Genomic DNA, 24,816 nt, shown 5'->3' on the forward strand with positions numbered 1-24,816 from the left:
CCAAGTCGGCTTACAAACTTTGACGTTTACGTAAATCCCAAATGATCTAACCGATTGAAAATACTGACGCCAAAATAATCGTTTGAATTTTTTCCGTGCCGGGGCTATTGGGTGCGGCGAAAATTCGCGGTTCCCCGCAGCATTCCGGCCTCTTCTTCGACGCCGCCATCAAGTCACAGAGATTTGAGACGTCGTCACCGACAAAGGGAAAACATCCTCACATGGCACGCAACAAGATAGCGCTTATCGGCTCTGGCATGATCGGCGGCACGCTCGCTCACATGATCGGCCTCAAGGACCTCGGCGACGTGGTGCTGTTCGATATTGCCGAAGGTATCCCGCAGGGCAAGGGGCTCGATATCGCGCAGTCGTCGCCTGTCGATGGCTTCGACTCCAGGCTCACCGGCATCAACGACTATGCCGGCATCGAAGGCGCCGACGTCTGTATCGTCACCGCCGGCGTGCCGCGCAAGCCCGGCATGAGCCGCGACGACCTTCTGGGCATCAACCTCAAGGTCATGGAGCAGGTCGGCGCCGGGCTGAAGAAGTATGCGCCGAAGGCTTTCGTCATCTGCATCACAAACCCGCTCGACGCCATGGTGTGGGCGCTGCAGAAGTTCTCAGGCCTGCCCAACAGCCACGTCGTCGGCATGGCCGGCGTGCTCGACAGCGCGCGCTTCCGCTATTTCCTGGCCGAGGAATTCAAGGTCTCGGTCGAGGACGTCACCGCCTTCGTGCTCGGCGGCCACGGCGATTCCATGGTGCCGATGATCCGCTACTCGACGGTATCGGGCATTCCGCTGCCCGACCTCATCAAGATGGGCTGGACCTCGAAGGAGAAGCTCGACCAGATCGTGCAGCGCACCCGCGACGGCGGCGCCGAGATCGTCGGCCTGCTCAAGACCGGCTCGGCCTATTACGCGCCGGCCGCTTCGGCGATCTCGATGGCCGAAGCCTATCTCAAGGACAAGAAGCGCGTGCTGCCCTGTGCGGCGTATCTCTCCGGCCAGTATGGCGTCAAGAATACCTATGTCGGCGTTCCCGTGGTGATCGGCGCCGGCGGCGTCGAGCGCATCATCGAGATCGAGCTCAACAAGAGCGAGCAGAAGATGTTCGACTCCTCCGTGGCGACGGTGCAGGGCCTGACCGAGGCCTGCGTCAAGATCGCGCCGCAACTCGCCTCCAAATGAATCTCCAGTAAGTGAACCCCCAGTCGATCCGGAGACCATCCAGATGAACATCCATGAGTATCAGGGCAAGGCACTGCTGAAGAGCTTCGGCGCGCCGGTGGCCGAAGGCGTGCCGGTGTTCAAGGCGAGCGAAGCGGAAGCCGCCGCCAAGGCGCTGCCGGGCCCGCTCTATGTGGTGAAGAGCCAGATCCATGCCGGCGGCCGCGGCAAGGGCAAATTCACCGAGCTCGGCCCGGACGCCAAGGGCGGCGTGCGGCTGGCGAAATCGGTGGCCGATGTCGTCGCCAACGCCAACGAGATGCTGGGCAACACTCTGGTGACCAAGCAGACCGGCCCGGCCGGCAAGCAGGTCAACCGCCTCTATATCGAAGACGGCGCCGACATCGAACGCGAGCTCTATCTGTCGATCCTGGTCGACCGTTCGGTCGGCCGCATTGCCTTCGTCGTCTCGACCGAGGGCGGCATGGACATTGAGGCAGTCGCCCATGACACGCCCGAAAAGATCATCACCGTCGCCATCGATCCGGAAAAGGGCGTCACATCAGCCGACCTGAAGGCGCTCAACGGCGCGCTCAAGCTCGACGGCGATGCGGCCAAGGACGGCGATACGCTGTTCCCGATCCTCTACAAGGCCTTCGTCGAGAAGGATATGAGCCTGCTCGAGGTCAATCCGCTGATCGTCATGAAGAACGGCCGGCTGCGTGTGCTCGACGCGAAGGTGTCGTTCGACAACAACGCGCTGTTCCGTCACCCCGACGTGCTCGAGCTGCGCGACACCACCGAAGAGGACGAGAAGGAAATCGAGGCGTCGAAATACGACCTCGCCTATGTCGCGCTCGACGGCAATATCGGCTGCATGGTCAACGGCGCCGGGCTTGCCATGGCGACGATGGACATCATCAAGCTCTATGGCGCCGAACCGGCCAACTTCCTCGATGTCGGTGGCGGCGCATCCAAGGAAAAAGTCACGGCGGCGTTCAAGATCATCACCCGGGATCCGGCGGTCAAGGGCATCCTGATCAACATCTTCGGCGGCATCATGAAGTGCGACATCATTGCCGAGGGCGTCATTGCCGCGGTCAAGGAAGTCGGCTTGGAAGTGCCGCTGGTGGTGCGCCTGGAAGGCACCAATGCCGAGCTCGGCAAGAAGATCATCAACGACAGCGGCCTCAACGTGGTGTCGGCCGATGACCTCGACGACGCAGCCAAGAAGATCGTGGCGGCGGTGAAGGGCTGATCTGGTGCCTCCGCATAAGATAAACCTGGTCGAGGCTGCGGATCAAAAGATCAAGAAGGTCTTCGATCCGCATATCGCCGGCGACGTCAACGACAGCCAGGCGAAGGTCGCCAAGTTCGGCGAGGTCTTCGACTGGCACGCGCATGACAATGAGGACGAAGCCTTCCTCGTGCTGCGTGGGCGTATCGCCATCGATTTCCGCGACGGCCCGGTCGAACTCGGCGAGGGCGATTTCATCGTCGTGCCGCGCGGCGTCGAGCACCGGCCGCGCTCGCTCACCGTTGAGCCCGTGGTGCTGATGTTCGAGCCGGCAACGACGCTCAACACCGGCAACGCCAAGAGCGACCTCACCGTCGCCGACTTGAAGCGGCTCTGACCATGTTTTCCTCGATCAACGGTTTTTAGAAAAGGGCTCCCATGTCCATCCTCGTCGACAAGAACACCAAGGTGCTGGTGCAGGGCCTGACCGGCAAGACCGGCACGTTCCATACCGAACAGGCGCTGGCTTATCACGGCACGAAAATGGTCGGCGGCATCCATCCCAAGAAGGGTGGCGAGACGTGGACCGGCGCGAAGGGCGAAAGCCTGCCGATCTTCGCCACCGTCGCCGAGGGCAAGGAAAAGAGCGGTGCCAACGCGTCGGTCGTCTATGTGCCGCCGGCGGGTGCCGCCGAGGCCATCCTCGAAGCGATCGAGGCCGAGATCCCGCTGATCATCTGCATCACCGAAGGCATACCGGTGATGGACATGATCAGGGTCAAGGCCAAGCTCGACCGTTCGACCTCGCGGCTGATCGGCCCGAACTGCCCGGGCGTGCTGACGCCCAACGAATGCAAGATCGGCATCATGCCCGGAAACATCTTCCGCAAGGGCTCGGTCGGCGTTGTTTCGCGGTCGGGAACGCTTACCTATGAGGCCGTGTTCCAGACCACCAATGTCGGCCTCGGCCAGACCACCGCCGTCGGTATCGGCGGCGACCCCGTCAAAGGCACCGAGTTCATCGACGTGCTCGAGATGTTCCTCGCCGACGAGGAGACCAAGTCGATCATCATGATCGGCGAGATCGGCGGTTCGGCCGAGGAAGACGCCGCGCAGTTCCTCAAGGACGAAGCCAAGCGGGGCCGCAAGAAGCCGATGGCCGGCTTCATCGCCGGGCGCACGGCGCCGGCCGGCCGCACCATGGGCCACGCCGGCGCGGTCATCTCCGGCGGCAAGGGCGGCGCCGAAGACAAGATCGCGGCAATGGAATCGGCCGGGATAAAAGTTTCGCCGTCGCCGGCAAGGCTGGGCACGACCTTGGTCGAAGCGATCAAAGGGTAAGGGAATAGGGGAGTAAGGGAGTAGGGCAGTAGGGAAAATAGCAGCGGCAAAAAGCCCTACTCCCCTATTCCCTTATTTCCCTACTCCCCTCCAAAAACAGGAGACGGAGCCGGGCTCCGCGGACAAAAATGGCAAGACAAGATCAGGCCAACGACCAATTTTCTCTCACCTCTTTCCTCTATGGCGGCAATGCCGATTACATCGACGCGCTTTATGCCGCCTATGAGGACGATCCAGCCTCGGTCAATCCCGAATGGCAGGAGTTCTTCGCCGGGCTGAAGGACGATTCCGGCGATGTGCGCAGGAACGCCAAGGGCGCCTCCTGGGCCAAGCCCTCCTGGCCGCTGCAGGCCAATGGCGAATTGGTGTCGGCGCTCGACGGCAATTGGGGCATCGTCGAGAAGACGATCGAAAAGAAGGTCAAGGACAAGGCGGTCACCAATGGCGTCGTCCTGTCCGACGCCGACGTGCACCAGGCGACGCGCGATTCGGTGCGCGCCATCATGATGATCCGCGCCTACCGCATGCGCGGCCATCTGCACGCCAATCTCGATCCGCTCGGCATCGCCAAGCCGCTCGAGGACTACAACGAGCTGTCGCCGGAAAACTACGGCTTCACCGAAGCCGATTACGACCGGCCGATCTTCCTCGACAATGTGCTGGGGCTTGAATTCGGCAGCATCCGGCAGATGCTGGAAATCCTGACCCGCACCTATTGCTCCACGCTCGGCGTCGAGTTCATGCATATTTCCGACCCTGAGGAAAAGGCCTGGATCCAGGCGCGCATCGAGGGTGCCGACAAGGAGATCACCTTCACCGCCGCCGGCAAGAAGGCGATCCTGCAGAAGCTGGTCGAGGCTGAAGGCTTCGAGCAGTTCATCGACGTCAAGTACAAGGGCACCAAGCGCTTCGGCCTCGATGGCAGTGAGGCGCTGATCCCGGCGCTGGAGCAGATCGTCAAGCGCGGCGGCCAACTCGGCATGAAGGAAATCGTGCTCGGCATGGCGCATCGCGGCCGGCTGAACGTGCTCTCCCAGGTGATGGCCAAGCCGCACCGCGCCATCTTCCACGAGTTCAAGGGCGGCTCTGCGGCACCCGATGAGGTCGAAGGCTCGGGCGACGTCAAGTACCATCTCGGCGCCTCGTCGGACCGCGAGTTCGACGGCAACAAGGTGCATCTGTCCCTGACCGCCAATCCCTCGCATCTGGAGATCGTCGATCCGGTGGTGATGGGCAAGGCGCGCGCCAAGCAGGATTATCTGTTCGGCCGCAGCCGCGAGGAAATCGTGCCGCTGGAAGAGCGCGCCAAGGTGCTGCCGCTCTTGCTGCATGGCGATGCCGCCTTCGCCGGTCAGGGCGTGATCGCCGAGATCCTCGGCCTGTCCGGCCTGCGCGGCCACCGCGTCGCTGGCACGCTGCATTTCATCATCAACAACCAGATTGGTTTCACCACCAACCCGCGCTTTTCGCGCTCCTCGCCCTATCCGTCCGACGTCGCCAAGATGATCGAAGCACCGATCTTCCACGTCAATGGCGACGACCCGGAAGCCGTGGTGCACGCCACCAAGGTGGCGATCGAGTTTCGCATGAAGTTCTTCAAGCCTGTTGTGGTCGATATGTTCTGCTATCGCCGCTTCGGCCACAATGAGGGCGACGAACCGGCCTTCACCCAGCCGATCATGTACCGCAACATCCGCAACCACAAGACGACGGTGCAGATCTATGGCGACCGGCTGATCGCCGAGGGTCACCTCACCCAGGCCGAGCTCGACCAGTTGAAAGCCGACTGGCGGGCGCATCTGGAATCCGAATGGGAAGTCGGCCAGCACTACAAGCCCAACAAGGCTGACTGGCTCGACGGCGCCTGGTCGGGCCTGCGCACCGCCGACAACCAGGACGAACAAAGGCGCGGCAAGACCGCCGTGCCGGTCAAGACGCTGAAGGAAATCGGCAAGAAGCTGACCGAGGTGCCGAAGGATTTCGAGGCGCACAAGACGATCATCCGTTTCCTCGAAAACCGCCGCCAGGCGATCGAGTCCGGCGAAGGCATCGACTGGTCGACGGCCGAGGCGCTGGCCTTCGGCGCCATCCTGCTCGACGGCAATCCGATCCGCCTGTCGGGGCAGGATTCCGAACGCGGCACCTTCTCGCAGCGCCATTCCGTGCTCTACGACCAGCGCGACGAGACCCGCTACATCCCGCTCAACAATCTGTCGGCGGCTCAGGCCGGCTATGAAGTCATCAACTCGATGCTGTCGGAAGAGGCGGTTCTGGGCTTCGAATACGGCTATAGCCTGGCCGAGCCCAAGGCGCTGACCTTGTGGGAAGCGCAGTTCGGCGACTTCGCCAACGGCGCCCAGGTGGTGTTCGACCAGTTCATCTCGTCAGGCGAACGCAAGTGGCTCAGAATGTCGGGCCTCGTCTGCCTGTTGCCGCATGGCTATGAAGGCCAGGGTCCGGAACATTCCTCGGCCCGGCTCGAACGCTTCCTGCAGCTTTGCGCCGAAGACAACATGCAAGTCGCCAACTGCACCACGCCGGCCAACTACTTCCACATATTGCGCCGGCAGCTGAAGCGCGACTTCCGCAAGCCGCTGATTCTGATGACGCCGAAGTCGCTGCTGCGCCACAAGCGGGCGGTGTCGACGCTGCCGGAAATTTCGGGCGAAAGCTCGTTCCACCGGTTGCTGTGGGACGATGCGCAGCTGCTTTCCGGACAAGCGATCAAGCTGGTCAAGGATTCCAAGATCCGCCGCGTCGTGCTGTGTTCGGGCAAGGTCTATTACGACCTCTATGAGGAGCGCGAAAAGCGCGGCATCAACGACATCTATCTGCTGCGCGTCGAGCAGCTTTATCCGTTCCCGGCCAAGGCACTGATCACCGAACTGTCGCGGTTCCGCAATGCCGAGATGGTGTGGTGCCAGGAGGAGCCCAAGAACATGGGCGCCTGGTCGTTCATCGACCCGTATCTGGAATGGGTGCTGGCGCATATCGACGCCAAGCATCAGCGGGTGCGCTACACCGGCCGTCCGGCCGCCGCCTCGCCGGCGACCGGACTGATGTCGAAGCATCTCGCCCAGCTCGCCGCCTTGCTCGAAGACGCGCTTGGTGAATAGAGAAGATCTGGGCGAACAACAGAACCGAAAGAAAACGGACAGGCACAATGGCTACCGAAATCCGCGTTCCCACTCTCGGCGAATCCGTCACTGAAGCGACCGTCGGCAAATGGTTCAAGAAGGTTGGCGATACAATCGCCGCCGATGAACCGCTGGTCGAGCTCGAGACCGACAAGGTGACGGTGGAGGTGCCTGCCGCCGCCGCCGGCACGCTGGGTGAGATCACCGTCAAGGAAGGCGAGACGGTCGGTGTCGGCGCGCTGCTGGGGTCGATTTCGGCAGGCGGCGCGGCTCCCGCCACGAAGCCGCAAGCGGTGTCGCAGGCCTCGTCGCCGGATGCGGCATCGACCGGCAAGCAGGCCGCGGCCGAGACCGCCAAGATCGCCGGCGATGCCGGCCCGGTCGAGCCGCGCACCATGCCACCGGCACCGGCCGCGGCGAAACTGATCGCCGAAAGCAATCTCTCGGTCGACCAGATCTCCGGTTCGGGAAAGCGCGGCCAGGTGCTGAAAGGTGACGTGCTCGACGCCATCTCCAAGGGCGCGCCGTCGCAGCCGGCCGAGACGCCGAAAGCAGCACCGGCACCGGTTGCCGTGCGGGCGCCGTCCTCGGGCGACGATGCATCGCGCGAGGAGCGCGTGCGCATGACCAAATTGCGCCAGACCATCGCGCGCCGCCTCAAGGAAGCGCAGTCGACCGCAGCCATGCTGACCACCTTCAACGAGGTCGACATGTCAGCGGTGATGGCCCTGCGCACCAAATACAAGGATGTGTTCGAGAAGAAGCACGGCGTGAAGCTCGGCTTCATGGGCTTCTTCACCAAGGCCGTCACGCACGCGTTGAAGGAAATCCCCTCGGTCAATGCCGAGATCGACGGCACCGATATCATCTTCAAGAACTATGCCCATATCGGCGTCGCCGTCGGCACTGAAAAGGGCCTCGTCGTGCCGGTGGTGCGCGATGCCGACCAGATGTCGATCGCCGAGATCGAGAAGGACATCGGCCGGCTGGGCATCGCCGCGCGCGACGGCAAGCTGTCGGTCGCCGACATGCAGGGCGGCACGTTTACGATTTCCAACGGTGGCGTCTACGGGTCGCTGATGTCGACGCCGATCCTAAACGCGCCGCAGTCGGGCATTCTGGGCATGCACAAGATCCAGGACCGGCCGGTCGTGGTGGGCGGCCAGATCGTGATCCGGCCGATGATGTACCTGGCGCTCAGCTACGATCACCGCATCGTCGACGGCAAGGAAGCGGTGACCTTCCTGGTCCGCGTCAAGGAAAGCCTGGAGGATCCGGAACGGCTGGTGCTTGATCTCTGAGGTCTGGTGCTGATCCGGCTGTTGGAATGTGTGCCGGAGGAAGGGATCTGCGCGGCAGAATGACGACCCGTTCCCTTAGCCTTTCCAAGGTGCTTTCGATCGCATCGATCGCGGCCGGCATGGTGCTGGCCGCTGCCGGCGCTCACGCCGCCTGTCCGATCGAGCTCGCTGTCTATGGCGATACACAGAGCGGCAGCGAGATCGACTTCACGCCGACCGGCACCTCGGCGACCGTCACCAACACCTTCCGCATGATTCTCGACAATGATGTGGTGCTCAACGGCATCGTCATGTGGAATGAAGGCGTATCGCGGCCGAACGGCGCGCTGATGCACAAATGCCCCGAGGGCGACGTCACCGGCGAGGAGCTTGCCGCCTGCACGCCCTGGCACGGCGTCATCTACACGGCGGATGAAAAGGGCAACATCGGACTGCTGCCGGCTGAAGGCGTCGAAGCGCCGAAGACGCTGATCCTGCCGGACCTCGGGCCGGCGTTGCGCCAATCCAGCGCCTATGGCGGCAGCGGATTTTCGAAAGTGCCGTGGGATGTGTTTGCCTTGAAGGGATGCCAGGAATGAGCGGGACGCAAAAGGTGCTGCTGGTCACCGGCGGCAGCCGCGGCATCGGCGCCGCGATCTGCCGGCTCGGATCGAAGGCCGGCTACCGGGTCGCGGTCAACTACGCTTCGAACCAGGAGGCCGCCAAGGCGCTGGTCGCCGAGATCGAGGCCGCCGGCGGCGAGGCTTTCGCGGTCAAGGGCGATGTCGGCAAGGAGTCCGATATCGTGGCCATGTTCGAGGCCGTCGACCGCGCCTATGGACGGCTCGATGCCTTCGTCAACAATGCCGGCATCGTCGACGTCAAGGCGCGCGTCGACGAGATGGATGTTTCGCGGCTGGAGCGCATGATGCGCATCAATGTCGTCGGCTCGTTCCTCTGCGCCCGCGAGGCGGTGAAGCGCATGTCGACCCGTCATGGCGGGTCGGGCGGATCCATCGTCAACATCTCGTCGGCCGCGGCGACATTGGGCTCGCCGGGCGAATATGTCGATTATGCCGCCTCCAAGGGCGCCATCGACACCTTCACCGTCGGGCTCGCCCGTGAGGTGGCGCTAGAAGGCATCCGCGTCAATGCGGTGCGGCCGGGCATCATCGACACGGACATCCACGCCTCCGGCGGGCAGCCGGACCGGGTGGAGCGGTTCCGCGATCTGCTGCCGATGAAAAGAGCCGGTACAGTGGATGAAGTCGCGGGCGCGGTTCTCTATCTTCTCTCCGACGCCGCGTCCTATACGACGGGCGCGATCCTGAATGTAAGCGGCGGCCGCTGAGCGCTCTCAAGCAGATCGAGCATGATGTTATCCGAAAACCGCGTCACACTTTTCGGCATCATGCTCAAAACAGAAGGACAGTATCATGGCTTATGACGTCGTTATCATCGGATCGGGACCCGGCGGCTATGTCTGCGCCATCAAGGCGGCGCAGCTCGGGCTCAGGGTTGCGGTGGTCGAGAAGAACGCGACCTTCGGCGGCACCTGCCTGAACATCGGCTGCATCCCGTCCAAGGCGCTGCTCCATGCCTCCGAGATGTTCGCCGAGGCCGGCCACTCCTTCGACACGCTCGGCGTCGAGATATCGGCGCCGAAATTGAACCTGAAGAAGATGATGGCGCACAAGGATGCGACGGTGTCGTCGAACGTCAACGGCGTCGCCTTCCTGTTCAAGAAGAACAAGATCGACAGTTTCCGCGGCACCGGCAAGGTGCTCGCCGCCGGCAAGGTGTCGGTCACCTCCGAGGACGGCAAGGTCGAGGAGATCGAGACCAAGAACATCGTCATCGCCACCGGCTCGGATGTCGCCGGCATTCCCGGCGTCAAGGTCGACATCGACGAGAAGGTGATCGTGTCGTCGACCGGCGCGCTGTCGCTGGATAAGGTTCCCGGCCATCTGGTGGTGGTCGGCGGCGGTGTCATCGGGCTCGAGCTCGGCTCGGTGTGGGCGCGGCTCGGCGCCAAGGTCACCGTGGTCGAATTCCTCGACACCATCCTGGGCGGCATGGACGGCGAGGTCTCCAAGCAATTCCAGCGGTTGCTGGGCAAACAGGGCTTCGAGTTCAAGCTCGGCGCCAAGGTCACCGGCGTCGCCAAGGCCAAGAAGGGTGCGACCGTCACCTTCGAGCCGGTCAAGGGCGGCGCCGCCGAGACCATCGAGGCCGATGCCGTGCTGATCGCCACCGGCCGCCGCGCCTATGCCGACAGCCTCGGGCTCGGGGAAGCCGGCGTCGAGGTCGACGAGCGCGGCCGGGTCAAGACCGATGGCCATCTCAAGACCAATATCCCGGGCATCTATGCCATCGGCGATGTCATCGCCGGGCCGATGCTGGCGCACAAGGCCGAGGATGAGGGCGTGGCGGTAGCGGAAACCATTGCCGGCCAGGCCGGCCACGTGAACTATGACGTCATTCCGAGCGTCGTCTACACCAGCCCGGAAATCGCCTCGGTCGGCAAGACCGAGGAAGAATTGAAGAAGGCCGGCATCGACTACAAGATCGGAAAGTTCCCGTTCAGCGCCAATGGCCGGGCGCGCGCCATGCTGCACACGGACGGTTTTGTGAAGATCCTCGCCGACAGGCAAAGCGACCGCGTGCTCGGCATGCATATCGTCGGCTTCGGCGCCGGCGAGATGATCCACGAGGCGGCGGTGCTGATGGAGTTCGGCGGTTCGTCGGAGGATCTCGCCCGCACCTGCCATGCGCATCCGACGATGTCGGAGGCGATCAAGGAGGCGGCGCTGGCGACGTTCTTCAAGCCGATCCACATCTAAGGCCCTTTCATAAACTCTACTCCGGCGGCCATCTGGCGAGGTTTTCTCCGCTTTCACAGCGCCGCGCGTCCCTCCTGGACGCTCAAAGGATGCTGTGACCCTTTTTGATTGGCGCATGATCCTCTCCGAAAAAATCGGACTGATCTTCGGGGTCATGCGCTGCTCACGGACCCAATGTCCGCTGCGCTCCGGTTCTCGAAAACCACACCAGCTGACTCACCGGAGCGAGTTTCTGGAAAGGCCTTTCTGGCGGCCCCTACAAAACAAAACGGCCCGCTTTTCAGCGGGCCGTTCGTAACCGATATCGAGCCAATCACTGGGCCGGTGCAGGTGCCGGCGCAGGGGCTGGTGCCGGCGCAGGAGCCGGTGCGGGCGCGGGTGCCGGCGCCGGTTCTGCAGGTGCCGGAGCAGGCGCGGGCGCAGGTTCAGCCGGCTTCATCGGTTCCGCCGGTGCAGGCGCTGGGGCCGGTGTGCTGGCCGCCGGCGGCTCGGCGGGTGCCGGGTGCTCACCACTTCTTCCGAAAACATAATACGCGACAACCGCCAGAATAACGACGACCAGTGCAATCAGCCAACCGCTACCACCGCCGCCGCCACTTGGCCTTGGTGCGTTGGTGGACGAATTGAACGGGTCGTTTGGATTCGGTGTGTTCGCCATAAAAGTGTCCTCCGTGGATGAAAAATATCAATCAACACCATACAACGCGCAATCATTGAACTGGTTTCACGCTAGGGTTGGAAAACGCCAAAAACAAGGACAATCCTGCCCTTCCGCAGCCGGAGTGGCGTCGTTTCGCCACGCAGCGCGCCAAGTTTGCGTCTGTTAAGGTCGAATCAGAGGGTTTTGCCGTGACGAATTCGTCAGCTCAGCTTGTCCCGAATCACTGCGATGCTCTTGCCAGAGCCCAGTTCGCAGACCGCTATGTGCTGGTCACTGAAGGCCTTTCCTTAACCGCACTCGGCGCGGCCGAACGCGCTCTGGGGCGAACGCCGCCCTGGGTCGGCAGGCTCATGGCGCTGCGCAATCTTGCCGTCAGGCCGTTCCGGCTGAAGACGGGCCTGGAAACTGCGGTGTTGCCGTCGGGCCGGATCGGGATATTTCCAGCCAGTTTCCCGGCAAGGTTGTGCTTGGCCTCGACGACCGGCATCTCGATTTCCGTGTCCTGGTCGAAGTCAGGGATCTTGGCAGCGGCCGGCAAGAGGTGGCCGCGACGACGATCGTCAAGACGCACAATTGGCTCGGGCGCGCCTATCTCGCGATCATCATGCCGTTTCACCGGATCGTCGTTCCGGCGATGCTGGCCCAGATCCTGGCGAAGTAAGCTGAAGTCACTAAAGTCCGACAGGCGTGACGGTGTAACCGGCCTTGCGGAAATCCTCGACCAGGCCTTCGGGGCCGGGGAGGTGGAGGGCGCCGACCGCCATGAAGACGTTGCCTTTGGCAAGGATCGGTTCGGCATGCTCGACCATCACCTTGTTGCGGCTGGTGATCATGGTTTCCTCGAACGCCGCATAGCCCGCGGGGTCGTCCTGTTGGTCCGGCATCGCGGCACGAAACAGCGGCCAGAACATGCCGGTGTCGCCACGCTGGTAGAGCACGATCATGGTTTCGTTGATGTCGTTGACCTTGTCGCCGAGCTTCAGCGTGTCGACGAGGCCCTTCATGTGAAACGCCAGCGGCAGCGAGGCCATGGCGCGCAGTTGGCCTTCAGCCGTCTCCAATCCTTCCACCGGCTTGCCGGAAGCCTTCGCGCCTTCCGCCAGCCTGACATCGAGCACCGGGGCGCCGCCTGACTGACGGGCCAGCTCGCAGGCCGGCAGTGCCATCATGGCCGAGAGCATCCACGGCTTCATCTTGGCAACCGTTGCCGGCGGAATGCCGCGTGCGTCGAGCGCGGTGTTCATGGCCGCCGCATCGTCGGGCGACAGCAGCGACGCCAGCGTCGTCGAATCCGTGAACATCATCAGGTCCGGCTCCTTTAGCATCGCTACCATCATCTTCTGCTTGTCGAGCACGTCGGTGGTTTCGATGACGATGGTGCCGGCGGCGTCATAGGCTTTCTGCGCTTCGGGAGGCAGCGTGGTGACGCGCGGGTCGGTCATATGCATGGTGCCGAACAGGAAGGACGGCTTCTCGCCGGGCTTTTCCAGCTTCCACAACAGGCCCTTGCCGTTCGGCGTCGCGGCGGCTTCCGCTTCGATCTTGCGGTAGGTCGCCGGATCGTTCTTCTGCAGGGCCGACAGCATGTCGGCACCGGTGCAGGTCGGGACTTCGGCATGCGCCTTGCCGGCCGCGAACAGCAGCACGGCGAGGAACGACAGGAAGAACAGAACATTGAGCGCGACGAGCAGCTTCAGCGACACGGAAGCAGCACGGTCGGCGATGGCGATGACGCATTTCATGGGCCTCTTCTAGGACTGAAAAGCGGCAAAACGGTTAACCTGTGCTGAGAAATTGTCTTGGACTGGCTATCGCCCTCAACTGACGTCGATGGGGCTCATGCTTCAACGATTAGCGGAAACGCCCATTTCTTCGTCATCCCAAGGTCTCCGCGACGGAGCTTCGCTCCTGCTTCGCCCAGGGACGACGACGTTGGGGAGGCTTTCGGCCAAATGGTGAACGTTACTGGCGTTCACGCCCTGGGATGCGCCTGCTCATAAATCTCGAGCAGCCTCGCGGTGTCGACGCCGGTGTAGATTTGCGTCGTCGACAGGCTGGCGTGGCCGAGCAGTTCCTGGATGGTGCGCAAATCACCGCCGCGGCCGAGCAGATGCGTGGCGAAGGAATGGCGCAGCGCATGCGGCGTCGCGGTATCGGGCAGGTTGAGCGCCGAGCGCAGCTTGGCCATGTCGCGCTGGACGATGGCTGGGTTGAGCGGGCCGCCGCGGGCGCCGCGGAACAGCAGGCCCTTGGGGTCGAGATGGTAGGGGCAGAGCCGGCGATATTCGGCGATTGCCCTGAGCGCCACCGGCAGCACCGGCACCAGGCGCGTCTTGCCGCCCTTGCCGGCAACGCGCAGCACCGTGTCGGCCGCCGACGCCAGATCGGCGCCGGTCAGGCCGAGCGCCTCGGAAATGCGCAGGCCAGAGCCGTAGAGCAGCGTCAGCACGGCGGCGTTGCGGGCTGCGATCCAGGGTTCCTCCGCCAGTTGGCCTTCGATGGAAACGATATGCTTGGCATCGCTCGCCGTCAGCGGCTTGGGCAGCGATTTGGGCTGGCGCGGCGCGCGCAGTGCCGCCGCACCGGCCGCATTGGCGAGGCCGCGCCGCTCGAGGAAACGCAGCAGCGAGCGGATGCCGGCGAGACCCCGGCCCAGCGTGCGGGCGCCGGCACCGGCATTGCGCCGCGCCGCAAGGAAGCCGCGCAAATCCGCCGGGCGCAGATCGGCGATGTCCGAAATGCCGGGCGAGCCGCCGCAATGGCCGGTGAGGAAATGCAGGAACTGACGCGTGTCGCGCTCATAGGCTTCCACCGTCTCGGGCGACAGCCGACGTTCTCGCGCCAGCATCTTCAGCCAGCTTTCGCGCGCCGCCTGGAGATCGGGTTTGGCCGGGATGAGGAATTCCTGCATGGCGGCATTTTCCGATATTCGGGTTAGGAAGCGGTGAATAGCCCGTCATTGAAATGACAGCCGCGTGGGGCTAGAGCAGGCCAAAGGATATTTCGCCATGAGCAAGCCCCAGAACCCTGTCCAGATGGCCGTGATCGGCGCCGCCCATGGCATCAAGGGCGAATTGCGGGTGAAGACCTTCACCGGCGAGCCGCTGGCGCTGGCCGATTACGGGCCGCTCTACGCCAGGGACGGGCGCGCCTTCCAGATCGTCGACATCAGGCCCGCCAACACCGTCGTCGTGGTCCGTTTCAAGGGCATTGCCGACCGCAATGCGGCCGAGGCGCTGGCCGGCACGGAGCTGTTCGTCGACCGTTCGATGCTGCCGGACGATGGCGAGGAAGACGAATTCTACCATGCCGACCTCGTCGGCCTCGAAGTCCGCGACGACACGGGTGCCGTGCTTGGCAAGGTGGTCGCGGTGCACAATTTCGGCGGCGGCGACATTCTCGACGTGACGCTGGGCGGGCGCAAGGGCGTGCTGATCCCGTTCACACAGGCTGCCGTACCGCAAGTGTCGATCGCCGAAGGTTTCGTTCGTGTCGATCCGGCGGCAGCCGGGCTGGTCGATGACGAGGATGGCGGTGGTCCGCGTGAGGAAGACTTCGATCCGAAGGGCAGGCCGCGCGGACCGAGCGATGCCGGGGGCAACCGGTGAGTTTTTCCGCTTCGGTGCTGACGCTTTACCCCGAGATGTTTCCCGGCGCGCTCGGCCTGTCGTTGGCTGGCCGGGCGCTCGAGGCCGGGACGTGGTCGCTGGAGACGATCCAGATCCGTGACTTCGCCACCGACCGCCATCGCACCGTCGACGACACGCCCGCCGGCGGCGGCGCCGGCATGGTGATGCGCGCCGACGTGCTGGCGAAAGCCATCGACCATGCTTCGCCGGAAGGCGATGCGCGGCCCCGGCTGCTGATGAGCCCGCGCGGCAAGCCGCTGACCCAGGCGCGTGTGCGCGAGCTGGCCGCTGGGCCGGGCGCCGTCATCCTGTGCGGCCGCTTCGAAGGCGTCGACCAGCGGGTGATCGACGCGCGGGGATTGGAGGAAGTCTCGATCGGCGATTTCATTCTCTCGGGTGGTGAGCCGGCCGCCCTTGTGCTGCTCGACGCGGTGGTGCGGCTGCTGCCCGGGGTCATGGGCAACGCGATGTCGGGCGAGGAAGAGAGTTTTGAAAACGGCCTGCTCGAACATCCGCACTATACGCGGCCGCAGGAGTTCGAAGGCCGTGACATTCCCGAGGTCCTGATTTCCGGCAATCACAAGAAGATCGCCGCCTGGCGGCGGGCGGAGTCAGAAAGACTGACAGCCGAGAGGCGTCCGGACCTGCTTGCCGCTGCTCAGCCCTTGGCAAAATAATAGAAGGCCAAAAACAGGCCGACGGCGACGACGAAGCCGCGCACCGCGTTTTGCGGCACCCGCTTGGCGATCCAGACGCCGGCATAGCCGCCGAGCGCGCCGCCCGGGATCATGATGATCGCCTGCGGCCAGGCGACGACGCCGCCCGAGACGAAGACGACGATCGCGACAGCGGCGATGACCATGGCCAGCATGTTCTTCAACGCGTTCAGCCGGTGATAGTCGCCGGCCTGGGTGAGGCCGAGCGTCGCCAGCATCATCACGCCCATGCCGGCGCCGAAGAAGCCGCCATAGATGGCGGTGAGAAATTGTGCGAGCGAGCCGGCCAGCGAGCCCACCGCCGCTTCATGGCCGGGCTTTGGCACTGGTTTCAGCCAGGGGCCGGCGGCGAACAGGGCCGTCGCGGCTAGCAGCAGCCACGGCACCAGAGCGCGAAACGAGAGATTGTCGAGCGCCAAAAGGATCAGCGCGCCGGCCAGTGCACCCACGGCCGAGATCAGGCACAGCAGCAGCGCGCCGCGCCAGAAGTGCCTGATATCGGCCGAGTAGGCGAGGGTCGAGGTGATGTAGCCTGGAAATTGCGTCACCGAGGAGGTGGCGTTGGCAACGATCGGCGGCAGGCCGACCAACGTCATGGCGCCGAAGGTGATGAAGGTGCCGCCACCGGCGACCGCATTGGCGGCGCCTGACAGAAAGCCCGCTAGAAACAGCAGGATGGCATCGAAGACAGACATGAATTGCGGCCGCTCAAAACTGTGTTATTTCAGGCTTTAGAAAGCCTGAACGACCGGCGCAACCCGGCACGGCAGGATTACGATGGTGCCATGCGAGCAGAAAATGCGCGCCCAAGGCGTGACAAAGCGGCGAAATAGCTGTATGTGCCCGCCCGTACCGGCCAGAAAGAATCTGCCGGACCCGTCAACAATGACGGTGTAGACGCCCCTGCCGGATGTTTCAAAGACAAATGTCTTGGAGACAAAAGGCATAGCCAAGCGGTCAATGGAACTGCAAGGCGAGTGTCGGACGCTCTGACTGTCGGAAGAACAAGAAGTGGACTTTTGAGATGGATATTCTCCGTCAGCTCGAGGCCGAACAGGCCGCCAAGATCGAAGCCAAGCGCAAGCTTCCCGAATTCCAGCCCGGCGACACCGTGCGCGTCCAGGTCCGCGTGACCGAAGGCACCCGCACCCGCGTTCAGGCCTATGAGGGCGTCGTCATCGCCCGCGCCGGCGCCGGCTTCCAGGAGAACTTCACGGTTCGCAAGATTTCCTACGGCGAAGGCGTCGAGCGCGTGTTCCCGGTCTACTCGCCGATGGTTGAAGGCGTCGAGATCGTTCGCCGCGGCAAGGTGCGTCGCGCCAAGCTCTACTACCTGCGCGATCGTCGCGGCAAATCGGCCCGTATTTCGGAAAACACCGGCGTGCGCGCCCGCAAGCTGAACGATGAGGAGCGCGATGCGCTGAACGCCGAGAAGGCCCGCATCGAAGCCGAGAAGGTGGCAGCAGCCGAGGCCCTGGCCGTCGAGAAGGCCGCCCAGGACGCCGCCGAGAAGAAGGCCGCCGCCGAGGCCGAAGCAGCAGCCAAGGCCGCCGCAGAAGCGACCCCTGCCGAATAAGGTTTTCGGAAATCCCATTCAAAAAGGCGGCTTCGGCCGCCTTTTTTCGTTTCACCAGACTGTGAACGCTTTCAGCGCCAGACACAGGATCCGGCTGTTGACGGCGCATTACCTTGTGCACTAAATAATCGCGCACAAAGTAATTGGAGATTTGATATGGCACTCTACACCACACAGGCTCACGTCACCGGCGGCCGCGCCGGCCATGGCGAGACCAGCGACGGTCTGCTCAAGGTCGATCTGGCAATGCCCAAGGAACTCGGCGGGCCGGGGGGCGCCACCAATCCCGAGCAACTGTTCGCTATCGGCTATGCCGCCTGCTTCGAAAGCGCCATCCGCTTTGTCGCGCGCAAACAGAAGCTGTCGCTGACGGATGCCGGGGTAACCTCCACCGTCAGCCTGCTTCCCGATGGCGAAGGCTTTAAGCTCGGCGTCGCGCTCGCGGCGGAAACGAAAGGCCTTGATCAGGCGGCGGCGGAAGCGCTTGTATCGGAGGCGCACAAGATCTGCCCCTATTCCAACGCCATCAGGGGCAATGTCGACGTAGCGCTTTCGGTAAAGGCGGCATGACGGAAAAGACGACAAAGAGCACCAGGGACGTCCCGGCGGAGGCCACCGGGACGTTTCACGTTCCGCGGCTCGACCAACAGCTCTGCTTCGCGCTCTATTCGGCAAGCGGGCTGATGACGAAGCTCTACCGCCCGCTGCTCGATCCGCTCGGCCTGACCTATCCGCAATATCTGGCCATGTTGGCGCTCTGGGAACGGGCTCCAAGCACGGTCGGCGAGCTTGGCGAAGCGCTCGGGCTGGATTCGGCGACGCTGACGCCGCTGCTCAAGCGGCTGGAGGCCGGTGGCCTGGTCACACGGCGGCGCGACCTGGCCGACGAGCGCCGGGTTCTGGTCGAGCCGACAGCGAAGGGACAAGCGTTGCGTGAGCAGGCCAAAAGCGTGCCGGCGGCGATGCTTTGCAACCTGCCGCTGGATGCCGACGAGTTGAAATCCCTGCACCGCACGCTGACGCGGTTCGTCTCCGGCTTGCGCAAGGCGGATGCCGGCATCGTGAAGCGGAGCTGATCGCTGCCGCGACACCGTTCATTCCTGAATCCCGGAAATGAAGGCATCGGAATCCCTTTTCGCGCGCGCTGACGCAGCGGACCGTCTTGCATGACGCTTGCGGAAAGCTAAAGTCGGCGCCGGATTTTCCTACAAGCCCGGCCGTGCCCGGGTCCGTCAATTTCCGGGGAGTGTGTCATGACCAAATCGAAACTGCTGCTGGCAGGCCTGCTTGCCCTCGTCCTGGTACCCGTTGCCGCCTTTGCGCAGGTGCTGCCCGACCTCGGCGGCAAGAAGGTGGTGGTGGTCACCGAAAACGCCTACCCGCCGCTGCAGTTCATCGATGCCAAGACCGGCAAGCAGATCGGCTGGGAATATGACGCAATGAACGAGATCGCCAAGCGGCTGAATTTCACGGTCGAGTACCAGAACACCTCCTGGGACGCGATGATCCAGGCGGTTTCCGACAACCAGTACAACATCGGCATGACCGGCATCACCATCAAGGACGACCGCAAGGAGAAGGTCGATTTCTCCGACCCCTATATGCGCTCGGAACAGTTCATGCTGGTGCGCGGCGATGAGAGCCGCTTCACCGACGCCAAGACCTTCGGCGCCTTCAAGGACGGGCTGATCGGCGCGCAGGCGGGTACCACGCCCTTCTACACCGCCGTCTACAGCGTGCTCGACGGCAATGAGCAGAACCCGCGCATCAAGCTGTTCGAAACCTTCGGCGCGACGGTGCAGGCGCTGAAGTCCGGTGACGTCGATGTCGTGCTGACCGACGGCACAGCGGGCAAGGGCTATGTCGACGCCTCCGAGGGCAAATTGAAACTGATCGGCGGACCGCTCGGCACCGAGGATTTCGGCTTCATCTTCCCGAAGGGTTCCGACTTGGTGAAGCCGGTCAATGCGGCGATTGCGGCGTTGAAGGCGGACGGGACGTTCGATGCGCTGAACAAGAAGTGGTTTCTTGATTACAAGATGGGGCAGTGATTTCGCACTGACTTCGCGCTTGAACGCCCCCCTCTGCCTTGCCGGGCATCTCCCCCTCAAGGGGGGAGATTGGCTGTTTTTTCCGCTTTCGCCAATCACCAAAGTTGTAAAAAGAGTGCCGTCGACGAAGCTGCCAATCTCCCCTCTTGAGGGGGAGATGGCCGGCAGGCCAGAGGGGGGTGCCTTGGCGCAATCCTTTTGATGCCTCCCGCCTCTTCCTCCAAAGCCGACTTCCCCTGGTGGCTTGTCGTAGCCGTAACCATCGCGATCGCGGTGGCCGTCTTCGTCGCCACCAGCAATCTCTATGCCCAGGTGTTCGCCACGGTCGCCAAGGGCATCGGCGTCACCATCTTCGTCACCGTGGTCGCCTTCGTGCTGGCTTCGGCCATCGGTCTCGGCGTTGCGCTGATGGGAATGTCGGGTTCGCGCTGGCTGCGCCAGATCGCGCGCTTCTATGTCGAGATCATCCGCGGCGTGCCGATCCTGGTACTGTTGTTCTGGATCGCCTTTGCCGGCGCGCCGGCCTTCGTCGCGGCCTGGAACGCGCTGACCGCGCCGCTGCAAAGCGCCGGCCTGTTCGGCGAGCTTTTGGTGCGCGACGTGTCGCTGTTGTGGCGCGCCATCATGGCGCTGACCATCGGCTATTCGGCTTTCATCTCGGAGGTGTTCCGGGCCGGCATCCAGGCGGTGGAGAAGGGCCAGATCGAAGCGGCGAAGGCGCTCGGGCTGACCCGCGCGCAGCGTTTCCGGCTGATCGTGTTTCCACAGGCGATCCGCACCATCCTGCCGCCGCTCGGCAATGATTTCGTCGCGTTGGTCAAGGATTCCTCGCTGGTCTCGGTGCTCGGCGTTGCCGACATCACGCAGATGGGCAAGGTCTACGCCGCCGGCTCGTTCCGTTTCTTCGAGACCTATTCGATAACAGCCTACATCTATCTCATCCTGACCGTCGGCCTGTCGCTGGCGCTCAGGGCGCTGGAACGGCGGCTGCGCCGCCAGCACGAGGAATAGTCTTTCGGCCAAGGCAGCGCTACGATCCCCGAGCATTCCCGTTGAGGAGGTCCCATGATCGTCGACAAAGCCAATGCGGCGCTGGATTCCGTCTATACGGCCGACACGCCGGAAGCGCTTGAAGAGGCCTATGCCGCATGGGCCGCGACCTATGACAGCGAGACCGCCTCGCTCGGCTACCTCCTGCCTTTCCTGATCACCGCCTGGGTGGCGCGCCATGTGCCGGCGGGCGATGGCCCGTTGCTCGATGCCGGCTGCGGCACCGGCCTGTCGGGACCGTCGCTGAATGCGCTCGGCTACCGCGACATTGCGGGGCTCGACCTCTCGGACGATATGCTGAAGATCGCCGGCAGCCGCAATGCCTACAGCGAACTGAAGCAGGCAATGCTGGGCGGTCCGCTGCCGTGGCCGGACGGGTATTTCCGCGCCTTCTTCTCGACAGGCGTGTTCACCATCAGCCATGCGCCGGCAACAGGCCTGCACGAACTGGTGCGCATCATCCGCAAGGGCGGCCATGCGATCTTCACCGTGCGCGACCGGGTGTTCGAGAGCGGCGGCTTCCAGGCGGTGTTCGATGAGTTGGAGCAGACTGGGAAATGGCGGCCGGTCGAGGAAAGCCCGTGGTTCCGCTGCTATGCGATCGCCGAGCCGGATGCGCTGGTGAAGACTTTTGTGTTTGAAGTGATCTGAGCGGCGCGTTCTCCGATCTTGGCTTCCTTCCTCTCCCCCTGAAGGTGTGGAAGTGAGGACGAGGAACCCGAGTTCTGCGAAGGCAGCTTCCAATTGCCGAAAACCCAAAACATTGATATGAGCCACGCCATGGAAGAGCTTTTTGGCGATCCGGCCTACAAGGGGTTCGTGCTGCAGGACAGAAAACGCCTGCCGTCGCGCTTCTCCGCGCGCGTGTCCGGGGCGCTGACCAGCCGACTACCCTAGGCCGACCCATCGGGGTCGTTTCGCCGGGCCGGAGGTCCGGCACCTGCTCTTTCCCATTCTCATATCGACGGATTTACGCACATGAGCGCACCGCGCACCCTCTACGACAAGATTTTCGACGACCATGTCGTCGATCGCCAGGAAGACGGCACCTGCCTGCTCTACATCGACCGCCACCTGGTCCATGAAGTGACCAGTCCGCAGGCCTTCGAAGGCCTGCGCATGACCGGCCGTAAAGTCCGGCATCCGGAAAAGACGCTGGCCGTGGTCGATCACAATGTCTCGACTTCGCCCGAGCGCAAGTTCGGCATCAAGAACGAGGAAAGCCGCATCCAGGTCGAGGCGCTGGCCAAGAACGCCAAGGATTTCGGCGTCGAATATTATTCCGAGAACGATATCCGCCAGGGCATCGTCCACATCATCGGTCCGGAGCAGGGCTTTACACTGCCCGGCATGACCATCGTCTGCGGCGACAGCCACACCTCGACGCACGGCGCTTTCGGCGCGCTGGCGCATGGCATCGGCACATCCGAGGTCGAGCATGTTCTGGCGACGCAGACGCTGATCCAGCGCAAGGCCAAGAACATGCTGGTGCGTGTCGACGGCCAATTGCCGGAAGGTGTCACCGCCAAGGACATCATCCTGGCCATCATCGGCGAGATCGGCACTGCCGGTGGCACCGGCTATGTCATCGAATATGCCGGCGAGGCGATCCGTGCGCTGTCGATGGAGGGCCGCATGACGATCTGCAACATGTCGATCGAAGGCGGCGCGCGCGCCGGCCTGATCGCCGCGGACGAGACGACCTTCGCCTATGTCAAGGACAAGCCGCGCGCGCCGAAGGGCGCGGCCTGGGATGCGGCACTCGAATACTGGAAGACGCTACAGTCCGACGAGGGCGCGCATTTCGACAAGGTGATCGTGCTCGACGCGGCCAAGCTGCCGCCGATCGTCTCCTGGGGCTCCTCGCCCGAGGACGTCGTGTCGGTGCAAGGCATCGTGCCGAACCCGGACGACATCACCGATGAGAACAAGCGCACCTCCAAGCAGCGCGCGCTCGACTATATGGGTCTGACGCCGGGCACCAGGATCACCGACATCACGCTCGACCGCGTCTTCATCGGTTCCTGCACCAATGGCCGCATCGAGGATCTGCGCGCCGTCGCCAAGGTGGTCGAAGGCAAGACGGTCAGCCCGCATGTCGATGCGATGATCGTGCCGGGCTCCGGCCTGGTCAAGGAACAGGCGGAAGCCGAAGGCCTCGACAAGATCTTTGTCGCCGCCGGTTTCGATTGGCGCGAGCCGGGCTGCTCGATGTGCCTGGCCATGAACGACGACCGGCTGAAGCCGCATGAACGCTGCGCCTCGACTTCGAACCGCAATTTCGAGGGCCGGCAAGGCTTCAAGGGCCGCACCCATCTGGTGTCGCCGGCGATGGCGGCCGCGGCGGCGATCGCCGGCCATTTCGTCGACATCCGCGAGTGGAAGTAGTCCGGACTTGAACGGACCCGAGCCGCACCCGGCTCGGGTCAACGCTTCCCGTCACGGCGGACGAGTTCGTGGAACTCCTCGCGGCGTCCGGGCTGTTCGGCCGCGACCACAAGCGCAAGCTGTTGTTCCTCGAAGAGCTTGAACCATTCGTCCCATTCGACGAGTTCATAGCCTCCCGCATTGAGCGGCCGTTCAGGCTGGTCCTGATCCTGATAGGCGTGCTGGCCGAAGACCAGCCTCAACATGGGCTGCGTCCCCGCTTCGGGCGAGATGTCGACGATTGCGGGAAAGCCGGCGCGCCCGGCAGCCCACGAGCGGATCGCATCGTGGTCGGTCAGTGTGATTGTGTCGGCCATCGGTCGCTCCAGATTGTCAACGAAGGAACGCTGACCGGAGACGGCGGTTCCCTGACATTATTTTGAGATGGCGGTCCTGCCTACCGCGTGGCTTAACCGCTTGTTTGGGCTTGCCCTCTAAGCTCTTCCCCGACGTAAGCGAGGGGAAGTCATAGTCGTTTGGACACGGGTCTGCTCATAGCGCTGCTCAACCCGACGATCGCGCTGGCGCTCGGCGCGGCGTTCCTCGTGCTATGGTCCTATCAGCGCCACCGCCCCTATCTGGCCGTGCTGGCGCTCAGCTACAGTCTCTCGGCGGTGGGCTTCCTGCTTCAGTATTTCACCTTGCCGATCGGCATGCCGCTGACCAAGCTGGTGTCGAACATCTGCTTCAGCATCGCCGGCTGCTGCCTGGCCGGCGCCATCGTCCACCGCTATGGCCGCAAGGTGCCCTATGTGGGGATCGGCGCGCTGGCCTGCGGGGGACTGGCGTCGTTCTGCTGGTTCCTGTTCATCGCGCCGGATCTCACCTGGCGCATCCTGGCGATGAATTTCGCTTTCGGCGGTATCAGCCTTCTGGTTGCCGCCGAACTGCGCCCGGTGCGCAACAGCGGCCCGACGGAGAAAATCCTGTTCGTGCTGTCGCTGCTGTCGGGCGTCAACTTCTTCGTGCGCACCCTTGTCGTCGTCATCGCGCACGGGCCCTTCACGAGCTATGACGGGTTCTATGGCTCGTCCTACTGGACGACGGCGCTGCTGTCGCACGCGCTGCTGTCGCTGCTTATCGCGCTGTGCCTGTTTTCCGCCGCGGCACTCGACGTGTTGAAGGCGTTGAAGACCGAGACCTTTACCGACCCCCTGTCGGGCCTGCTCAACCGGCGTGGCTTCGAGGAGCGCGGCATGCTGCTCTTGCGGCACTGCGCCTCGGCGCGGTTCCCGGTCGCGTTGGTGCTGGCCGACCTCGATCATTTCAAGGCGCTCAACGATGTGCATGGGCATGGGGCGGGCGATCGCGTGATTGCCGATTTCGCCGCCAAGCTTCGGTCGGCGGCCGGCGCGCGCGGTGTTGCCGGGCGTATCGGCGGCGAGGAATTCGCCGTGCTGCTGCCACTCAGCGATCTTGCCGCGGCACGGCTGTTCGCCGAAGCGGTGCGCACGGTCTATTCGGCCGGCCATGTCGACGGGCTTCCCCAGGGAACGAAGGTGACGGCAAGCTTCGGCGTGGCGGCCCGCAGCGGTGACGAGGCGCTGGAGCCGCTGATGCGCCGTGCCGACGATGCGCTCTACAAGGCCAAGAAGAACGGCCGCGACAGTGTACGCCTGTCCTATGAGCGGCCGGAAACGGCGTTCCTGCCGGAGCCGCTCAAGACCGGCTGAATCCTGGCCGGCCAGGACGTTAACGT

The 24,816-nt window shown here is 63.6% G+C and carries 23 protein-coding genes and 1 pseudogene; 20 read left to right on the plus strand and 4 right to left on the minus strand.

The annotated features are described in order from the left end of the window. The first annotated feature begins 221 nt into the window (after nt 1-221). From mdh to EN955_RS35965, 10 genes and pseudogenes are all read left to right on the plus strand, one after another. Nucleotides 222-1,190, plus strand: coding sequence for a malate dehydrogenase (gene mdh, locus EN955_RS09915; RefSeq protein ID WP_013528846.1), 969 nt, complete (start codon nt 222-224; stop codon nt 1,188-1,190). 43 nt (nt 1,191-1,233) lie between these two features. Next, nucleotides 1,234-2,427, plus strand: coding sequence for an ADP-forming succinate--CoA ligase subunit beta (gene sucC, locus EN955_RS09920; RefSeq protein WP_024504973.1), 1,194 nt, complete (start codon nt 1,234-1,236; stop codon nt 2,425-2,427). A gap of 4 nt (nt 2,428-2,431) precedes the next feature. Further along, nucleotides 2,432-2,803 (plus strand): cupin domain-containing protein, encoded by a 372-nt coding sequence (locus tag EN955_RS09925; RefSeq protein WP_013528848.1) that lies wholly within the window; start codon nt 2,432-2,434, stop codon nt 2,801-2,803. Between the two features lie 41 nt (nt 2,804-2,844). Continuing rightward, a complete protein-coding gene (gene sucD / locus EN955_RS09930) occupies nt 2,845-3,747 on the plus strand; it encodes a succinate--CoA ligase subunit alpha (RefSeq protein WP_024504974.1) in 903 nt (300 codons plus the stop codon). A 128-nt stretch (nt 3,748-3,875) separates the two neighbouring features. Next, on the plus strand, nt 3,876-6,863 hold the full coding sequence (locus EN955_RS09935; protein WP_024504975.1) for a 2-oxoglutarate dehydrogenase E1 component: 2,988 nt from the start codon (nt 3,876-3,878) through the stop codon (nt 6,861-6,863). A 47-nt stretch (nt 6,864-6,910) separates the two neighbouring features. Further along, the gene (odhB, locus tag EN955_RS09940; protein WP_013528851.1) at nt 6,911-8,185 is read left to right on the plus strand and encodes a 2-oxoglutarate dehydrogenase complex dihydrolipoyllysine-residue succinyltransferase; all 1,275 of its coding nucleotides are present in this window, start codon (nt 6,911-6,913) and stop codon (nt 8,183-8,185) included. A gap of 59 nt (nt 8,186-8,244) precedes the next feature. Further along, complete coding sequence (locus EN955_RS09945) at nt 8,245-8,763, plus strand: hypothetical protein (RefSeq protein ID WP_024504976.1); 519 nt, start codon at nt 8,245-8,247, stop codon at nt 8,761-8,763. After that, complete coding sequence (locus tag EN955_RS09950) at nt 8,760-9,515, plus strand: SDR family oxidoreductase (RefSeq protein ID WP_013528853.1); 756 nt, start codon at nt 8,760-8,762, stop codon at nt 9,513-9,515. Before EN955_RS09945 ends, EN955_RS09950 begins: the two co-directional genes overlap by 4 nt. Nucleotides 9,516-9,591: 76 nt before the next feature. After that, nucleotides 9,592-11,007: pseudogene (lpdA, locus tag EN955_RS09955) on the plus strand (dihydrolipoyl dehydrogenase); the annotation flags it as partial. Between the two features lie 1,124 nt (nt 11,008-12,131). Next, nucleotides 12,132-12,329, plus strand: coding sequence for a DUF2867 domain-containing protein (locus EN955_RS35965; protein WP_338101316.1), 198 nt, complete (start codon nt 12,132-12,134; stop codon nt 12,327-12,329). 10 nt (nt 12,330-12,339) lie between these two features. Here the strand turns inward: EN955_RS35965 and EN955_RS09970 are convergent, their stop codons facing one another. Beyond that, nucleotides 12,340-13,410, minus strand: coding sequence for a TraB/GumN family protein (locus EN955_RS09970; RefSeq protein WP_024504978.1), 1,071 nt, complete (start codon nt 13,408-13,410; stop codon nt 12,340-12,342). Between the two features lie 230 nt (nt 13,411-13,640). Next, nucleotides 13,641-14,579, minus strand: a complete 939-nt coding sequence (locus EN955_RS09975) for a tyrosine recombinase XerC (RefSeq protein WP_024504979.1) — start codon at nt 14,577-14,579, stop codon at nt 13,641-13,643. A gap of 97 nt (nt 14,580-14,676) precedes the next feature. On the opposite strand from EN955_RS09975, the gene rimM reads away from it, so the two are divergent. Both rimM and trmD read left to right on the plus strand, forming a co-directional pair. Beyond that, complete coding sequence (gene rimM / locus EN955_RS09980; protein ID WP_024504980.1) at nt 14,677-15,276, plus strand: ribosome maturation factor RimM; 600 nt, start codon at nt 14,677-14,679, stop codon at nt 15,274-15,276. Beyond that, a complete protein-coding gene (gene trmD / locus EN955_RS09985) occupies nt 15,273-15,974 on the plus strand; it encodes a tRNA (guanosine(37)-N1)-methyltransferase TrmD (RefSeq protein WP_013528859.1) in 702 nt (233 codons plus the stop codon). The genes rimM and trmD overlap by 4 nt, the downstream gene beginning before the upstream one ends. Here the strand turns inward: trmD and EN955_RS09990 are convergent. Next, complete coding sequence (locus tag EN955_RS09990) at nt 15,956-16,708, minus strand: sulfite exporter TauE/SafE family protein (RefSeq protein WP_024504982.1); 753 nt, start codon at nt 16,706-16,708, stop codon at nt 15,956-15,958. The two genes, trmD and EN955_RS09990, sit on opposite strands and share 19 nt — an antisense overlap. Nucleotides 16,709-17,037: 329 nt before the next feature. On the opposite strand from EN955_RS09990, the gene rplS reads away from it, so the two are divergent. The 7 genes from rplS to leuC all read left to right on the plus strand — a co-directional run bounded on the left by rplS (nt 17,038) and on the right by leuC (nt 23,078). Continuing rightward, nucleotides 17,038-17,589: a 50S ribosomal protein L19 gene (gene rplS / locus EN955_RS10000; protein WP_013528861.1), complete on the plus strand. Its 552-nt coding sequence runs from the start codon at nt 17,038-17,040 to the stop codon at nt 17,587-17,589. A 156-nt stretch (nt 17,590-17,745) separates the two neighbouring features. Then, the gene (locus EN955_RS10005; protein ID WP_013528862.1) at nt 17,746-18,159 is read left to right on the plus strand and encodes an organic hydroperoxide resistance protein; all 414 of its coding nucleotides are present in this window, start codon (nt 17,746-17,748) and stop codon (nt 18,157-18,159) included. Then, on the plus strand, nt 18,156-18,665 hold the full coding sequence (locus EN955_RS10010; RefSeq protein WP_024504983.1) for a MarR family transcriptional regulator: 510 nt from the start codon (nt 18,156-18,158) through the stop codon (nt 18,663-18,665). The genes EN955_RS10005 and EN955_RS10010 overlap by 4 nt, the downstream gene beginning before the upstream one ends. Before the next feature lie 177 nt (nt 18,666-18,842). After that, nucleotides 18,843-19,640, plus strand: coding sequence for a transporter substrate-binding domain-containing protein (locus tag EN955_RS10015; protein ID WP_024504984.1), 798 nt, complete (start codon nt 18,843-18,845; stop codon nt 19,638-19,640). Between the two features lie 201 nt (nt 19,641-19,841). Further along, complete coding sequence (locus tag EN955_RS10025) at nt 19,842-20,651, plus strand: amino acid ABC transporter permease (protein ID WP_024504985.1); 810 nt, start codon at nt 19,842-19,844, stop codon at nt 20,649-20,651. A gap of 54 nt (nt 20,652-20,705) precedes the next feature. Next, nucleotides 20,706-21,341, plus strand: coding sequence for a class I SAM-dependent methyltransferase (locus EN955_RS10030; protein ID WP_024504986.1), 636 nt, complete (start codon nt 20,706-20,708; stop codon nt 21,339-21,341). A gap of 327 nt (nt 21,342-21,668) precedes the next feature. Then, nucleotides 21,669-23,078, plus strand: coding sequence for a 3-isopropylmalate dehydratase large subunit (gene leuC / locus EN955_RS10040; protein WP_013528868.1), 1,410 nt, complete (start codon nt 21,669-21,671; stop codon nt 23,076-23,078). Between the two features lie 38 nt (nt 23,079-23,116). Here the strand turns inward: leuC and EN955_RS10045 are convergent, their stop codons facing one another. Further along, complete coding sequence (locus EN955_RS10045; RefSeq protein ID WP_013528869.1) at nt 23,117-23,434, minus strand: hypothetical protein; 318 nt, start codon at nt 23,432-23,434, stop codon at nt 23,117-23,119. Between the two features lie 159 nt (nt 23,435-23,593). On the opposite strand from EN955_RS10045, the gene EN955_RS10050 reads away from it, so the two are divergent. Then, nucleotides 23,594-24,790, plus strand: coding sequence for a GGDEF domain-containing protein (locus EN955_RS10050; RefSeq protein WP_024504987.1), 1,197 nt, complete (start codon nt 23,594-23,596; stop codon nt 24,788-24,790). Nucleotides 24,791-24,816 lie beyond the last annotated feature (26 nt).

The organism is Mesorhizobium sp. M7A.F.Ca.CA.001.04.2.1, from assembly GCF_003998485.1.
Classification (GTDB): domain Bacteria; phylum Pseudomonadota; class Alphaproteobacteria; order Rhizobiales; family Rhizobiaceae; genus Mesorhizobium; species Mesorhizobium ciceri.

Coding starts and splice junctions, on each gene's coding strand:
- mdh (WP_013528846.1), top strand. CDS start 222: ATGGCACGCAACAAGATAGCGCTTATCGGCTCTGGCATGATCGGCGGC.
- sucC (WP_024504973.1), top strand. CDS start 1,234: ATGAACATCCATGAGTATCAGGGCAAGGCACTGCTGAAGAGCTTCGGC.
- sucD (WP_024504974.1), top strand. CDS start 2,845: ATGTCCATCCTCGTCGACAAGAACACCAAGGTGCTGGTGCAGGGCCTG.
- EN955_RS09935 (WP_024504975.1), top strand. CDS start 3,876: ATGGCAAGACAAGATCAGGCCAACGACCAATTTTCTCTCACCTCTTTC.
- odhB (WP_013528851.1), top strand. CDS start 6,911: ATGGCTACCGAAATCCGCGTTCCCACTCTCGGCGAATCCGTCACTGAA.
- EN955_RS09945 (WP_024504976.1), top strand. CDS start 8,245: ATGACGACCCGTTCCCTTAGCCTTTCCAAGGTGCTTTCGATCGCATCG.
- EN955_RS09950 (WP_013528853.1), top strand. CDS start 8,760: ATGAGCGGGACGCAAAAGGTGCTGCTGGTCACCGGCGGCAGCCGCGGC.
- EN955_RS09970 (WP_024504978.1), bottom strand. CDS start 13,410: ATGAAATGCGTCATCGCCATCGCCGACCGTGCTGCTTCCGTGTCGCTG.
- EN955_RS09975 (WP_024504979.1), bottom strand. CDS start 14,579: ATGCAGGAATTCCTCATCCCGGCCAAACCCGATCTCCAGGCGGCGCGC.
- rimM (WP_024504980.1), top strand. CDS start 14,677: ATGAGCAAGCCCCAGAACCCTGTCCAGATGGCCGTGATCGGCGCCGCC.
- EN955_RS09990 (WP_024504982.1), bottom strand. CDS start 16,708: ATGTCTGTCTTCGATGCCATCCTGCTGTTTCTAGCGGGCTTTCTGTCA.
- rplS (WP_013528861.1), top strand. CDS start 17,038: ATGGATATTCTCCGTCAGCTCGAGGCCGAACAGGCCGCCAAGATCGAA.
- EN955_RS10005 (WP_013528862.1), top strand. CDS start 17,746: ATGGCACTCTACACCACACAGGCTCACGTCACCGGCGGCCGCGCCGGC.
- EN955_RS10010 (WP_024504983.1), top strand. CDS start 18,156: ATGACGGAAAAGACGACAAAGAGCACCAGGGACGTCCCGGCGGAGGCC.
- EN955_RS10015 (WP_024504984.1), top strand. CDS start 18,843: ATGACCAAATCGAAACTGCTGCTGGCAGGCCTGCTTGCCCTCGTCCTG.
- EN955_RS10025 (WP_024504985.1), top strand. CDS start 19,842: ATGCCTCCCGCCTCTTCCTCCAAAGCCGACTTCCCCTGGTGGCTTGTC.
- EN955_RS10030 (WP_024504986.1), top strand. CDS start 20,706: ATGATCGTCGACAAAGCCAATGCGGCGCTGGATTCCGTCTATACGGCC.
- leuC (WP_013528868.1), top strand. CDS start 21,669: ATGAGCGCACCGCGCACCCTCTACGACAAGATTTTCGACGACCATGTC.
- EN955_RS10045 (WP_013528869.1), bottom strand. CDS start 23,434: ATGGCCGACACAATCACACTGACCGACCACGATGCGATCCGCTCGTGG.